At 69.4% G+C, this 12,621-nt stretch carries 13 protein-coding genes; 7 read left to right on the forward strand and 6 right to left on the reverse strand.

The genetic code is table 11. The features are described from left to right. Positions 1-79: 79 nt before the first annotated feature. The 3 genes from ACSBPG_RS26195 to ACSBPG_RS26205 all read left to right on the forward strand — a co-directional run bounded on the left by ACSBPG_RS26195 (position 80) and on the right by ACSBPG_RS26205 (position 3,850). Positions 80-1,846, forward strand: coding sequence for a DUF7168 domain-containing protein (locus tag ACSBPG_RS26195; RefSeq protein ID WP_435540185.1), 1,767 nt, complete (start codon positions 80-82; stop codon positions 1,844-1,846). Between the two features lie 181 nt (positions 1,847-2,027). Continuing rightward, a complete protein-coding gene (locus ACSBPG_RS26200; protein WP_435540186.1) occupies positions 2,028-2,960 on the forward strand; it encodes a hypothetical protein in 933 nt (310 codons plus the stop codon). Next, positions 2,957-3,850, forward strand: coding sequence for a nucleotidyl transferase AbiEii/AbiGii toxin family protein (locus tag ACSBPG_RS26205; protein WP_435540187.1), 894 nt, complete (start codon positions 2,957-2,959; stop codon positions 3,848-3,850). The genes ACSBPG_RS26200 and ACSBPG_RS26205 overlap by 4 nt, the downstream gene beginning before the upstream one ends. A gap of 24 nt (positions 3,851-3,874) precedes the next feature. On the opposite strand, the gene ACSBPG_RS26210 is transcribed toward ACSBPG_RS26205, so the two are convergent. Continuing rightward, complete coding sequence (locus tag ACSBPG_RS26210; RefSeq protein WP_435540188.1) at positions 3,875-4,636, reverse strand: GntR family transcriptional regulator; 762 nt, start codon at positions 4,634-4,636, stop codon at positions 3,875-3,877. Positions 4,637-4,924: 288 nt separating this feature from the next. Here ACSBPG_RS26210 and ACSBPG_RS26215 point away from each other — a divergent pair, with 288 nt between their 5' ends. The 4 genes from ACSBPG_RS26215 to ACSBPG_RS26230 are packed head-to-tail and all read left to right on the forward strand — an operon-like array spanning position 4,925 to position 8,465. After that, positions 4,925-5,950, forward strand: a complete 1,026-nt coding sequence (locus ACSBPG_RS26215; protein ID WP_435540189.1) for an ABC transporter substrate-binding protein — start codon at positions 4,925-4,927, stop codon at positions 5,948-5,950. Positions 5,951-5,954: 4 nt separating this feature from the next. Further along, the gene (locus ACSBPG_RS26220; RefSeq protein WP_435540190.1) at positions 5,955-6,821 is read left to right on the forward strand and encodes an ABC transporter ATP-binding protein; all 867 of its coding nucleotides are present in this window, start codon (positions 5,955-5,957) and stop codon (positions 6,819-6,821) included. Then, a complete protein-coding gene (locus ACSBPG_RS26225) occupies positions 6,805-7,704 on the forward strand; it encodes an ABC transporter permease (RefSeq protein ID WP_435540191.1) in 900 nt (299 codons plus the stop codon). The genes ACSBPG_RS26220 and ACSBPG_RS26225 overlap by 17 nt, the downstream gene beginning before the upstream one ends. A 17-nt stretch (positions 7,705-7,721) precedes the next feature. Beyond that, the gene (locus ACSBPG_RS26230) at positions 7,722-8,465 is read left to right on the forward strand and encodes a sulfite exporter TauE/SafE family protein (protein ID WP_435540192.1); all 744 of its coding nucleotides are present in this window, start codon (positions 7,722-7,724) and stop codon (positions 8,463-8,465) included. A gap of 15 nt (positions 8,466-8,480) precedes the next feature. On the opposite strand, the gene ACSBPG_RS26235 is transcribed toward ACSBPG_RS26230, so the two are convergent. The 5 genes from ACSBPG_RS26235 to ACSBPG_RS26255 form a co-directional block, all read right to left on the reverse strand. Then, positions 8,481-8,663 carry a hypothetical protein gene (locus ACSBPG_RS26235; protein ID WP_435540193.1) on the reverse strand — a complete coding sequence of 61 codons (183 nt, stop codon included), beginning with the start codon at positions 8,661-8,663 and terminating at the stop codon, positions 8,481-8,483. Positions 8,664-8,672: 9 nt separating this feature from the next. Continuing rightward, complete coding sequence (locus tag ACSBPG_RS26240) at positions 8,673-9,704, reverse strand: ABC transporter substrate-binding protein (protein WP_435540194.1); 1,032 nt, start codon at positions 9,702-9,704, stop codon at positions 8,673-8,675. 143 nt (positions 9,705-9,847) lie between these two features. Further along, entirely contained in the window at positions 9,848-10,624 is a 777-nt protein-coding gene (locus tag ACSBPG_RS26245) for an ABC transporter permease (RefSeq protein ID WP_435540195.1), read from the reverse strand. Further along, complete coding sequence (locus ACSBPG_RS26250; protein ID WP_435540196.1) at positions 10,621-11,433, reverse strand: ABC transporter ATP-binding protein; 813 nt, start codon at positions 11,431-11,433, stop codon at positions 10,621-10,623. The genes ACSBPG_RS26245 and ACSBPG_RS26250 overlap by 4 nt, the downstream gene beginning before the upstream one ends. A 33-nt stretch (positions 11,434-11,466) precedes the next feature. Continuing rightward, complete coding sequence (locus ACSBPG_RS26255; protein ID WP_435540197.1) at positions 11,467-12,501, reverse strand: ABC transporter substrate-binding protein; 1,035 nt, start codon at positions 12,499-12,501, stop codon at positions 11,467-11,469. Positions 12,502-12,621 lie beyond the last annotated feature (120 nt).

Here is a 12,621-nt window from a genome sequence, read left to right on the forward strand (position 1 = left end):
ATCGTCCGCGTCCCGTGTCCGGTGTTGACCCCCTGGGTTCCGGCGGACATGCTCGCCCCGCGGCATCGGGGAGAGAGGCATGGGCAAGGGAACCGTGGAGCGCGCCGAGGAGGCGTGCGGCCGGACGGCGGACCTGCTGCTGGAGGCGATGCGCTTCGTTCCGGCCAACCGGATCGAGCAGGCGCTGCGCGGCTGGCTGCCGCCGGGAGCCCTGGACCCGGAGCATCCCGACATCGAGCGGCTGACGGCCGACGCCATGGTGCTCGCCGCCGACGTGGCGCTGTTCCAGCCGTCGGGCGGCGGCTCCACCGCCTTCGACCGCCTGGCGCGCAACCACAAGCCCGCCTCGGCGGAGGAGGCGCAGGCGATCGGGCGGATGCGCCAGGCCAGCTTCCGTCTCCTGCGCATCGATGCGGTGGACGAGGGGCGCACCGTCACCGCCCGCGACGTCGCGACCGGCGGCGACCTGCGCCTCTACGTCGCCGACATTCCGGCGGGCACGGAGGGCGTCCATTTCGTCACCCGCCTGTGCCCGTTCGAGGACGGGTTCATCGTCGTCGGCCCGCGCACCCCGCTGGACGACGCCGCGCTGGCGCTGGCCATGGGCTACGTCCGGCCGGGCGGCAAGGGCCTGTCCAATCCCCACCGCTGCGCCGATGCGCTGTACCGTCACATCCTGCGCCACGGCGGTCCGTCGGTTCCCGGACTGAACACGCCGGCCGACGGCGAGGCGCCCGACGACCTCCCCTTCGGACCGGAGAATCCCGAGATCGAGGCCCTGGCGCTGGCCTGGTCGGCCCGGCCCGACGACGTCGAGCCGCCGGCGGACGAGGTTCAGCGCGCCCGTTCGCTGACGGATGCGGACAGCGTGCTGGACCTGCTGGCGAGTTCGGTCATGGCCGAGGCGGGCGGGAGGGCGCCGGAGCTGGCGCGGGCCTACGCCCGGCTCGCCGCCGTGCAGATGGAGGCGATGGCCTACCGGGCGTCGGTCGGCCTGTCGGGCGCGGTGACGCTCGACCGGCTGGCCGCCCTGATCGACCGCGAGGTCGCCGACGGTGTGCTGCCGGTCGAGGCGCGCGCGCTGTTCGAGCGCCTGCGCCGGCGGCTCGGCGCGTCGTCACCCGGCGCCGGCGGCCCGGCCCGCGGGACCGATCTCGACCGCCTGATCCAGCGCATCCAGGCGCTGCGCGCCAAGACGGTCGAGCAGGGCTGCACCGAGGAGGAGGCCATCGCCGCCGCCGCCAAGGTGGCCGAGCTGCTGGACCGCTACGGCCTGTCGCTCAGCGAGATCGACCTGAAGCAGCAGAGGTGCGAGGGGCTGGGCATCAGCACCGGGCGCCGCCGCGCCGGCCCCATCGACGAGTGCGTGCCGGCCATCGCGGCGTTCCTGGACTGCCGAGTGTGGGGCGAAACCGGCCCGCTGGGCGATCTGCGCCACGTCTTCTTCGGGCTGCCCGCCGACGTGGCCGCCGCCGGCTACCTCTACGAGGTCGTCGAGCGGACCTTCGCCACGGAGACCGAAACCTTCCGCGGCGGCGAGCTGTACGCCGCGTCGTCCGGCGGCGAGCGGCGCAGCGCCACCCATTCCTTCCAGGTCGGTCTGGCGCACGGCATCATCGAGAAGCTGCGCCGCCTGCGGCACGAGCGCGAGGCGGGGCTGAAGACGGCGACGGGCCGTGACCTGGTGCCGCTGAAGGCGGCCGCCATCGACGAGGACATCGCCAAGCTCGGCCTGTCCTTCCGCAGCAGGGCGCGCACGCGGCGGCGCGTCGTCGCCGACGCCTTCGAGGAGGGGCGGGAAGCGGGGCGGCGGTTCGAATACCGGCCGGGGATCGAGCGGGAGTAGGGAAGGCGGGGACCGAACTGGGCGTTCTGCCCTATATCCGTCCTAAGGACGGATATAGGGCAGAACGCCGTCTGTCAAGGGCGCGGATTTTCTCAGCAATGTCCAGCTGTTGGTGTCGCCCCTTGACATAAGGGCCCCACCGCCTACATGTCCTGAGGACATGTAGGCGGTGGGGCCCTTGATGAGACCGTCCAAGAAGCGTCTGCGGCTGTCGGATGCGTGCTACGACGCCTTTGTCCGGGCCAAGCATCCCATCGTCGCACGCTACGACGTGCTGCGGACGATCGGGCAGATCGCCTGGGAGGGCGGGTACCGCGGGACGTCGGTCTACAGCCTCGCACGGGTGGCGTCCGACTCCGACTACCGACGGGTCGTGCGCCAGTTGACGGCGGAATTCAAACTGGCTCCGGATGCTGAATTCCCGAGCGGGATCTACACGGTGAACCGCCTGCCTGACGCGACGGCGGAGGAGGCCTGCTGTTTGGTCGATCCCTTCGCCTATGTGTCCCATTTTTCCGCCATGGAGCACTACGGGTTGACCGACCGAATTCCCGAGAATCTGGTCATTACACGCCCCGAGGAGCGTGCATGGCGAAGTCTGGCCGAGGCGGTGGTGGCCAATGACCGTGCCAGCCTGGGGGAGGCGCTCGATGGATTTACCAGCTTCCGGCTCCTTCGCCACGAATTCCCGGGCGTTGTTCGGCAGCGTCCCGTCAAGGTCTTCACCCCGAAGGTGGTCGGACGTTCCGTCAGGTTGCGCGAAAGCCACGTCCGAATGGCGCGGATCGATCAGGTGTTCTGCGACACGCTTCTTGCTCCCCAACTCTGCGGAGGCATGGCGCACGTGATGGAAGTTTGGCGGGATCATGCACGCACCTACCTCGAGCGGATCGTCACTGCGGTGAATGCGCTCGACTCGCCGATTGCGAAGGTGCGTGCCGGTTACATCCTGTCCGACTACCTCGGTGTCAGTCATGCCATAGTCGAGGGCTGGCGTGCTTTCGCACAGCGCGGCGGATCCCGGCGCCTTGACCCGAACAGCGACGGCCGCCCCACCTTTTCGGAAGGTTGGATGCTGTCCATCAACGTCGATCTGCCGGCGGTATCCGGATGACGCGGCTGCGGGTCGATATCGGCGAATGGATTGAGGCCAAGGCGGCCCACCCCGTCGAACACCGGCGCCGGCAGGCCATTGACGTTCTGATCCGAGCAATCGCCGAGGCGGGCGACATCCGTGATACGCTGTTCCTGAAGGGCGGAACGTTGATGAATCTGGCCTACGGGAGTTCCCGCGTCACGACGGACATCGATTTCACGACGACGGCTCCGCCCGAGGGTTTCGATCGGCAGATCGAGACCATCCTCGATCGTCACATGACCTTGGCGGCCCTCGATCTCGGTTACACGCACCTGCTGTTTCGCGTGCAGTCGTCCGAAATGCGCCCACCCCAGCCGGAATTCCCCTGGCCGACCCTGCGCATGAGCATCGGATATGCGGAAAAGGGCGGCTCGCAGGAGCGCCGGCTCGTGGAACGCGGGGCGGCCAACGTTCTTCACGTCGACATCAGCTTCAACGAGCCCGTCTACGATTGGCAGGAGGTCGAGATCGCCGACGGCGGCGATCCCGCCTGGCCGGACGAAGGCAATCCGACGATTCTCGCCTACAGCGTTCATGAACTCGTCGCCGAGAAGATGCGGGCCATCGTCCAGCAGAAGGTGCGCGACCGCTACCGTCGCCAGGACATCTATGACATCGCGCGCGTTGTGTCACAGCGTCGATTCACGCCGGGCGAACTTGCGAAAATTCACGCCATCTTCCTCACCAAGGCAAGAAGCCGGAACTTCGAACCGACGTCCGACATGATGGACGATTCGGAACTCCGCGAGCGATCACGCCGACGGTACGACGAGATGAGGTTCGACCGCACCGGCGCAGCGCTCGACTTCGAGGCCGATTTCGCCGCCGTTGCCAGCCTGTATCGGTCCTTGCCCTGGTCGCCGTGAGCGACCGTCGATCCCGCCGTTCCCTCAATCGATCCGGCTGGCGTAGCGGTGGTTGGCCGTGTGCACGCGGCTGATCCGCAACTCCACGGGGTTGCCGTTCACGTCGCTGGCGATGCGGACGATCTCCAGGAGCGGCGAGCCCTCGGGCACGCCGAGGTGCTCGGCGTCGGCGGGGCCGGCGGCGACCGCGGCCAGGCGCTCGTCGGCGCGCGCGATGGTGACGCCGTAGTGGCGCTGGTAGAGGACGTACAGCTCCTCCTCCAGAGGAGTGTTCAGGGGCACCTTGAGGTCCTTGAACAGCGCCGTCGGCACCACCACCCGCTCCAGGATCACCGGGCCGCCGGCGAGGTGGCGCACCCGCTGGATGCTGTGGACGCTGGCCCGCGACCCGAGGTGGAGGAGCCGCGCCTCCTCGCGCGTTGCCCGCTTGGCGCGCTGCTCGAAGACGATCGAGACCGGCAGCTCCTTGCGGTCCCCGGCGTCGACGACGTGGAAGAAGTGGAACAGCGAGCGCTGGCGCGAGTGCTCCGCCACGTAGGTGCCGCGGCCCTGCCAGCGCACCACCAGGTTCTGCTGCTCCAGCTCGATCAGCGCCTTGCGCACCGTGCCCTGGCTGACGCCGAACTCCGACGCCAGCTGGAACTCGCTGGGGATCATCTCGCCCGGCTTCCAGGCTCCGGAGCCGATGCGGCCGATCATCAGGTCGCGCACCTGGGTGTAGAGAGGACGGTGGTCGGCCCCCGACGCGCGGACCGCCACCGCGGCCCCACGATCCAATGCCCCCATGCCTCCATCCTCCCGGAAAATTCCTATAACTAAGTTAGTGTACTCGGCCCCCGGCGCGGTCGGCAAGGGGCGTCGTGAGGGCAAAGCCGTTCCAGAACAGCATATTAGCGCATGGTGTGCGAACCGCGGCGGCAGGCATCGCACGCCAGCCGTACGCAAGTCTTATATAGGACTGTCGTTGACAAGACGCCAAGCCCGCGGGTACGCTGACGGAAAAAGTTGCTGGAACGCACTGTCAGTGGCACCAGCTTAAGCGGTGCCGCCGGACACCCCAAGGGAGGAGTGACCATGGGCCACAGCAGGAAACCGCATGCCTTCGTCCTGGCGGCAGCCGTCGCCGCCGCGGCGGCGCTCGCCACCGTCCCGGCGCGCGCCGAGGTTGGCGAGGTGGCGATCTCGCAGCAGTTCGGCGTCAGCTATCTGCCGCTGATGGTGATGAAGAACCAGAAGCTGCTGGAAAAGGCGGCGGCCAAGGCCGGTCTCGGCGACATCACCGTGAACTGGGTGCAGCTCGGCGGCGGCGCCGCCACCAACGAGGCGCTGCTGTCCGGCAACGCCCATTTCGTGGCGGGCGGCGTCGGCCCGCTGATCACCATCTGGGACAAGACCAAGGGATCGCGCCTCGAGATCAAGGGCGTCGCCTCCTTGAACGCCATGCCGCTCTACCTCAACACCATCAACCCGGCGATCAAGTCGGTGAAGGACTTCACCGACAGCGACAAGATCGCCCTGCCGGCGGTCAAGGTGTCGATCCAGGCGGTGACCCTGCAGATGGCGGCGGAGCAGGCGTTCGGCGAGGGCGGCGAGAACAAGCTGGACCGCCTCACCGTCTCCATGAAGCATCCCGACGGCATGACCGCCATGATGTCGGGCAAGTCGGAGATCACCGCGCACTTCACCAGCGCCCCCTTCATGTACCAGGAACTGGACGACAAGCGGGTGCACAAGGTGATCAGCTCCTACGACGTGCTGGGCGGCCCCTCCACCTTCAACGCGGTGTGGGCGACCGCCAAGTTCCGCGAGACCAACCCGAAGACCTACAAGGCCTTCCTCACCGCGCTCCAGGACTCGGTGGATCTCATCAACAAGGATCGCGCCAAGGCCGCGGCGATCTACGTCGAGGAGGAGAACTCGAAGCTGCCGGTCGCCTTCGTCGAGAAGATCCTCGCCGATCCGGAGAACGAGTTCACCCTGCAGCCGAAGAACGTCATGAAGTACGTGAACTTCATGTACAAGATCGGCTCGATCCGCAACAAGGCGGCGGACTGGTCGGAGCTGTTCTTCGACGACATCCACGGCCTGTCGGGGAGCTGAGGGCATGGGAAGCGTGAGGCGTCTGGACGGCGTGGGGCGCGGCGGCGCGCCCCGTGCCGACACCCCGCTCCTGGAAGTGCGGGACGTGACCCTGCAGTACAAGACCCGCCAGCATCTCGTCACCGCCACCTACCGCGTCAGCTTCGACGTCCACCGCGGCGACCGCTTCATCCTGCTGGGGCCGTCGGGCTGCGGCAAGTCGACCCTGCTCAAGGGGGTGGCCGGGTTCCTGCAGCCGGTGGAAGGGCGCATCCGCCTGAACGGCCGGCCGGTCGCCGGCCCCGGGCCCGACCGCATGATGGTGTTCCAGGAGTTCGACCAGCTCCTGCCGTGGAAGACGGTGCGCCAGAACGTGCTGTTCCCGATGGCCTGCTGCGGCCGCTTCGCCAACCGCAAGGAGATGGAGGAGCGCGCCGTCGACACCATCCACAAGGTGGGTCTGGGCAAGTTCGTCGACGCCTTCCCGCACATGCTGTCGGGCGGCATGAAGCAGCGCGTCGCCATCGCCCGCGCGCTGGCGCTGGAGCCCGACATCCTGCTGATGGACGAGCCCTTCGCCGCCCTCGACGCGCTGACCCGCCGGCGCATGCAGGACGAGCTCCTGGAGCTGTGGGACCAGGTGCGCTTCACCGTGCTGTTCGTCACCCATTCCATCGAGGAGGCGATCATCGTCGGCAGCCGCATCCTCGTGCTGACGCCGCACCCGGGACAGGCGCGGGCCGAGCTCAACAGCGACCACCACAGCCGCGACACGGTGAAGGACGCCGCCTTCGGCGAGCTGGAGTCGCGCATCCACGCCATGCTGTTCGCCGATCCGCTGGCGGCGGCCGGCGCCACACCCGGTGGAGCCGTCCATGCGCGCCACGGTTGACGGACACATGCCGCCGCCGGTCGCCCCGCCGGCGCGCCCGGAGATCGAGCGCGACATCCTCGACGCCAGCAACATCGGCGACGTCGAGCGGCCGCTGTCGGCGTGGGAACGGCTGACCAACGTCACCGCGGTGCGCCGTGGCGCCATCCTCGTCGTGCTGGCCGTGGTCTGGCAGCTCTACGCCGCCTCCATCGACAACCCGCTGATGTTCCCCACCTTCGGCGCCATGGTGGAAGCGCTGTGGGACTCCGCGGTGCACGGCGAGCTGCTGCAGCGCTGCCTGGTGTCGATCCAGGTGCTGCTGCTGGGCTACGGCGCCGGCGTGGCGCTGGCGGCGGTGCTGACGACGCTGGCGGTGTCGACCCGCATCGGCACCGACATCCTCGCCACCCTGACCGCCATGTTCAACCCGCTGCCGGCGATCGCGCTGCTGCCGCTGGCGTTGCTGTGGTTCGGGCTGGGGGTGCCGAGCCTGATCTTCGTGCTCATCCACTCCGTGCTGTGGCCGGTGTCGCTGAACACCCATTCCGGCTTCCTGTCGGTCAGCGAGACCCTGCGCATGGCGGGACGGAACTACGGGCTCAAGGGTGTGCGCTACGTCTTCCTGATCCTCATTCCGGCGGCGTTCCCGGCGATCCTGGCCGGGCTGAAGATCGGCTGGGCCTTCGCCTGGCGCACCCTGATCGCGGCGGAGCTGGTGTTCGGCGTGTCCTCCGGCTCGGGCGGGCTCGGCTGGTTCATCTTCGAGAACCGCAACCAGCTGGAGATCGCCAACGTCTTCGCCGGCCTGACGACGGTGATCATCATCGGCCTCCTGGTGGAGAGCGTGGTGTTCCGCACCATCGAGCGCGCCACCGTGCAGAAGTGGGGCATGCAGCGCTAGCCGCGGGCGATCCGTTCATGGATATGGTTCTGGTCAGCGTGGTGGCCGGGGCGGCGGCGGCCGGCTTCGTGCAGGGGCTGTCGGGCTTCGCCTTCGGGCTGACCGCCATGGCCTTCTGGGCCTGGACGCTGTCGCCGCAACTCGTCGGCCCGGTGGTGGTGTTCGGCTCGCTGGTCGGGCAGCTGCTGTGCGTGCGCACCGTGCGCCTCGGCTTCAGCTGGCGCCGCATCCTGCCCTTCGTCGCCGGCGGTGCGGCCGGCGTGCCGGTCGGCACGCTGCTCCTGCACCACCTCGACGCCGACCTGTTCCGGCTGGGGGTGGGGCTGCTGCTGGTGGTCTACTGCCCGATCATGCTGTTCGCCCGGGCGATGCCGCGCATCCACCACGGCGGCCGCGCCGCCGACGCCGGCGTCGGCTGGATCGGCGGCGTGATGTGCGGCGTCGCCGGGCTGCCGGGGCCGGCGCCCACCATCTGGTGCACGCTGCGCGGCTGGGACCGCGACAGCCAGCGCGCCACCTTCCAGACCTTCAACCTCGCCATGCACGCCCTCACCTTCGTCGCCTACATCGCCGCCGGCGCGGTGACGGCCGAGGCGCTGCACCTGTTCGCCCTGGTGCTGCCGGCGGTGCTGCTGCCGGCGCTGGCGGGGGCGGCGCTCTACACGCGCTTCTCCGAACAGGCGTTCCGCCGGGTGGTGCTCGGGCTGCTGCTGCTGTCCGGTGTGGTGATGCTGGGACAGGCGGTGGCGGCGTTGGTGTAGCGATGGACCCGCGGTCTATGCCGGCCGGCCGACGGGCGTCCGCGCCCTCCGCAACGGCCATTCCTCGGTGAAGATGTTGTGGTTGCGGAACTCCGCCGGAGACCACAAGGTGCGGGATGCACCCCCCGCGTCGACGGCGGCCGCACCGAGCGCGTCGAAGGCGGCGAGAAGCTGGTCCCGGTCGAACGTCACCCCCATGCCGCCCCCTTACGGCAGCGGCAGCATCCGCTCGTCCTTGGCCGGCAGGAACGAGGCGTCGAACGCCGTATCGGGCGACGGCGTCGACTGGAAGCCGAAGGCCTGGGCCACCTGCTCCACGGTGACGGCGAGCCGGTCGGCGCGCACCGCACCCATGCCGTCGGCCTTGACGTCGGCGGTGTTGACGCACTGGGCGATGGCCATCTTCAGGCGCTCCAGCTCGAGCGCCGGATCGATCAGCGGGTCGCGCGCCGTCAGCGCCGCGACGCCGATGGAGGGGTCGGCGACGGTGTCCCGCCAGCCCTTGACGACGGCGCGCAGGAAGCCCTTCAGCGCCTCCGGGTGCTCCTTGCGCAGCTCGGGCGACGGGATCAGCACGTTGCCGTAGAGCTTCAGCCCGACGCCGGAATAGGTGAAGACGGTGACGTCGCTTTCCGGCACGCCGTTGGCGCGCAGGTTCAGCAGGCTGGTGAAGGTGAAGCCGGAGATGGCGTCGACGTCGCCGCGCACCAGCATCGGCTCGCGCAGGGCCGGCTCCATGGTGGTCCAGGTGACGTCGGCCGGGGTCAGGCCGACGGCGCCGGCGAAGGCCGGGAACATCTTGCGCGCGGCGTCGAAGATGGGGGCGCCCAGGGTCTTGCCCTTGAGGTCGCCGGGCCTGGCGAGGCCGCTCTTCTTCAGGGTGAAGATGGCGGACGGCGGCGCGTCGTAGATCATGAAGACGGCGGTCAGCGCCTTGTCCGGGTTCTTCTCGTTGAACTCCAGCATGGCGCCGAAATCGGCGGCGCCGATGTCGTAGCTGCCGCCGGCGACCCGGGTGACCGCCCCCACCGAGCCGTTGCCGCTGTCGATCGTGACGTCGATCCCCTCGGCCTTGAAGTAACCCTTCTGCTGGGCCACCAGGAAGGGCGCCGCCGGCCCCTCGAACTTCCAGTCGAGGATGAAGCGGATCGGCGTGTCGGCCGCGGCGGGACCGGCCGGGCCGACGACCAGTCCGAGGGACAGGGCGAACCCGCCCAGCAGCGACGTCAGGGTCTTCATGGATCCTCCAGGACAAGGCAGGACAAGGCAGGACAAGGCAGGACAAGGCAGGACAAGGCAGGACAAGGCAGGACAAGGCAGGACAAGGCAGGACAAGGCAGGACAAGGCAGGACAAGGCAGGACAAGGCAGGACGGGGCGGCCTCACGCCGCCGGGTTGCCGCGGTGCGCCCAGCGGGTGGAGCGCCGCTCGACGATGGAGAAGGCCTCGTACATGGCGATGCCCATGGCGGCGATCACCAGCAGGCCGGCGAACACCAGGGGCATGTTGAACTTCGAGCTGGCCGACATCATGAGGTAGCCGACACCCAGGTTGGAGGCCACGGTCTCCGACATGACGGAGCCGACGAAGGCCAACGTGACGGCCACCTTGAGCGAGGCGAAGAAGAACGGCAGCGCCCGGGGGAAGGCGACCTTCACCAGGATGTCGGTGCGGGTGGCGCCCAGCGAGCGCAGCACGTCGCGCAGCTCCGGCTCCAGGGTGGCGAGCCCGGTGGCGACGTTGACGACGATGGGGAAGAAGCTGATGAGGAAGGCGGTGATCACCGCCGGCACCGTGCCGATGCCGAACCACATCACCAGGATCGGCACCACCGCCACCTTGGGCACGCTGTTGAAGCCGATCAGCAGCGGGTTCGCCGCGGCGTAGACGGCCCGCGAGGAGCCCACCGCCACCCCCAGCAGCACGCCGAACCCGACGGCCAGGGCGAAGCCGGCGAGCGTCGTCAGCAGGGTCTGGAAGGCGTGCATCCAGATCGCGCCGCGGAACGTCCAGGCGGCGGCGAAGCTGGCCGACGGGGTGGGGAGGATGTATTCGGGGATGGCGAAGGCGCGGCAGGCCAGCTCCCACACCGCGAACAGGGCCAGCGCCGACCACAGCGGCGTGGCCCGGGCGAGCCGGCGGCGGACGGCCGGGGTCATGGCAGGGCCTCCTCGGGGGCCGCGGCGGCGGTGCGCACGGCGCTGATGTGATCGCGCAGCTCGTGCACGAGGTCGGTGAACTCCCGGGTGAAGGTGGTCTCGAGCGTGCGCGGGCGGGGCAGGTCGTTGCGCCGCGCGTGGACGATCCGGCCCGGCCGCTTGCTCATGACGTAGACGGTGTCGGCGAGGTAGGCGGCCTCGCGCAGGTCGTGGGTGACCAGGATCACCGTGAAGGGGCGGACGGTCCACAGCTCCTGGAGGATCGCCCACAGCTCCTCGCGGGTGAAGGCGTCGAGCGCGCCGAACGGCTCGTCCAGCATCAGCAGGTCCGGCTCGTGGATCAGCGCCCGGCACAGCGAGGCGCGCTGCTGCATGCCCCCCGACAGCTCCCACGGGTACTTGTCCTCGAAGCCGGCGAGGCCGACGCTGGCAAGCGTGCGCCGTGCCCGCTCCTCGTACTCCGCCCGGTTGCGGCGCAGCCGGCCGCGGTGCGGCGCGACGATCTCCATGGGCAGCATGACGTTCTGCAGGGTCGTGCGCCAGGGCAGCAGGGTCGGGTTCTGGAAGGCCATGCCGACGATCTTCAGCGGCCCCGCCACCTCGTGGCCGTCGACGATCACCGTGCCGCCGGTGGGCGGCATCAGGCCGGAGACGAGCTTGAGCAGGGAGGACTTGCCGCAGCCGCTGGGGCCGACGACGGCGATGAACTCGCCGCGGGCGATCTTCATGGTGGTTTCGGCCAGGGCCAGGCTGTCGCCCTCGCCATAGCGCAGGGTGACCCGGTCGAGGTCGACGAAGGGGGCGGTCACGGCAGCGGTCCTCTTCCTCTCAGGGTCCGATGCTCAGGGTGCGGTCAGCATGCGGTCGGCCTTGGCCGGCAGGAACGCGGCGTCGAACACCGCCTCCGGCGCCGGCTTGTCGGCGAGGCCGAAGGCCAGGGTCACCTGGTCGATGGCGCTGCTCAGGCGGTCGGCGCGCACGCCGCCCATGCCGTCGGCCTTGACGTCGGGGGTGAGCACGCACATGGCGATCGCCATCTTCAGCCGGTCGAGCTCGAGCGCCGGGTCGATCAGCGGGTCGCGGGCCTTGAGCGCGGCGATGCCGGCCTCGGGATCGGCGATGACGGCGCGCCAGCCCTTGACGACGGCGCGCAGGAAGCCCTTGAGCGCCTCGGGGTTCTCCGCCATCAGCCTGGGCGCCGGCAGCAGCGCGTTGCCGTAGAGGGTCAGGCCGGCGTCGGCGTAGTTGAAGACGGTGAGGTCGCTTTCCTTCACGCCCTGGGCGCGCAGGTTCAGCAGGCTGGTGAAGTAGAAGCCGGAGATGGCGTCGACGTCGCCGCGCACCAGCATCGGCTCGCGCAGCGGCGGGTCCATGGTGGTCCAGGCGACGGCGTCGGGCGCCAGGCCGACCGCCTTGGCGTAGGCCGGGAACAGCTTGCGCGGGGCGTCGAAGATGGGCGCGCCGAGCGTCTTGCCCTTGAGGTCGGCGGGGGCGGCGATGCCGCTCTTCTTCAGGGCGAACAGCGAGAAGGGGGGAACGTCGTAGACGATGAAGACCGCCTTCATCGCCTTGTCCGGGTTCTTGGCGTTGAACTCGATCATCGAGTTGATGTCGGCCATGCCGATGTCGTAGGCACCGCTGGCGACGCGGGTGACCGCGCCGGCCGAGCCGTTGCCGGTGTCGATGGTGACGTCGAGCCCCTCGGCCTTGAAGTAGCCCTTGTCCTGGGCCAGCAGGAAGGCGGCGGCCGGCCCTTCGAACTTCCAGTCCAGGGTGAACTTGATCGGCGTGTCCGCCGCCGCGTCGCCGGCGCCTAGCGCCAGGCCGAGGGCCAGCGCCAACCCGCCCATCATCGAACCGAACGTCTTCGAGGCCATGGATCCGCTCCGCATCAGAACCGCCCGTGCCGGGCGCAGCGGAGCGGAATTAGCAACCCCCGTGCCAGGGACGCGGACGGCCCGGCGGGCGGACCTCGGCGGCCGGAACGGGCGGCCGGT

Source organism: Azospirillum sp. ST 5-10, assembly GCF_051225715.1.
In the GTDB taxonomy this organism is placed as follows: domain Bacteria; phylum Pseudomonadota; class Alphaproteobacteria; order Azospirillales; family Azospirillaceae; genus Azospirillum.

Coding starts and splice junctions, on each gene's coding strand:
- ACSBPG_RS26235 (WP_435540193.1), bottom strand. CDS start 8,663: ATGGGGGTGACGTTCGACCGGGACCAGCTTCTCGCCGCCTTCGACGCG.
- ACSBPG_RS26245 (WP_435540195.1), bottom strand. CDS start 10,624: ATGACCCCGGCCGTCCGCCGCCGGCTCGCCCGGGCCACGCCGCTGTGG.
- ACSBPG_RS26205 (WP_435540187.1), top strand. CDS start 2,957: ATGACGCGGCTGCGGGTCGATATCGGCGAATGGATTGAGGCCAAGGCG.
- ACSBPG_RS26225 (WP_435540191.1), top strand. CDS start 6,805: ATGCGCGCCACGGTTGACGGACACATGCCGCCGCCGGTCGCCCCGCCG.
- ACSBPG_RS26220 (WP_435540190.1), top strand. CDS start 5,955: ATGGGAAGCGTGAGGCGTCTGGACGGCGTGGGGCGCGGCGGCGCGCCC.
- ACSBPG_RS26230 (WP_435540192.1), top strand. CDS start 7,722: ATGGATATGGTTCTGGTCAGCGTGGTGGCCGGGGCGGCGGCGGCCGGC.
- ACSBPG_RS26255 (WP_435540197.1), bottom strand. CDS start 12,501: ATGGCCTCGAAGACGTTCGGTTCGATGATGGGCGGGTTGGCGCTGGCC.
- ACSBPG_RS26215 (WP_435540189.1), top strand. CDS start 4,925: ATGGGCCACAGCAGGAAACCGCATGCCTTCGTCCTGGCGGCAGCCGTC.
- ACSBPG_RS26200 (WP_435540186.1), top strand. CDS start 2,028: ATGAGACCGTCCAAGAAGCGTCTGCGGCTGTCGGATGCGTGCTACGAC.
- ACSBPG_RS26240 (WP_435540194.1), bottom strand. CDS start 9,704: ATGAAGACCCTGACGTCGCTGCTGGGCGGGTTCGCCCTGTCCCTCGGA.
- ACSBPG_RS26195 (WP_435540185.1), top strand. CDS start 80: ATGGGCAAGGGAACCGTGGAGCGCGCCGAGGAGGCGTGCGGCCGGACG.
- ACSBPG_RS26210 (WP_435540188.1), bottom strand. CDS start 4,636: ATGGGGGCATTGGATCGTGGGGCCGCGGTGGCGGTCCGCGCGTCGGGG.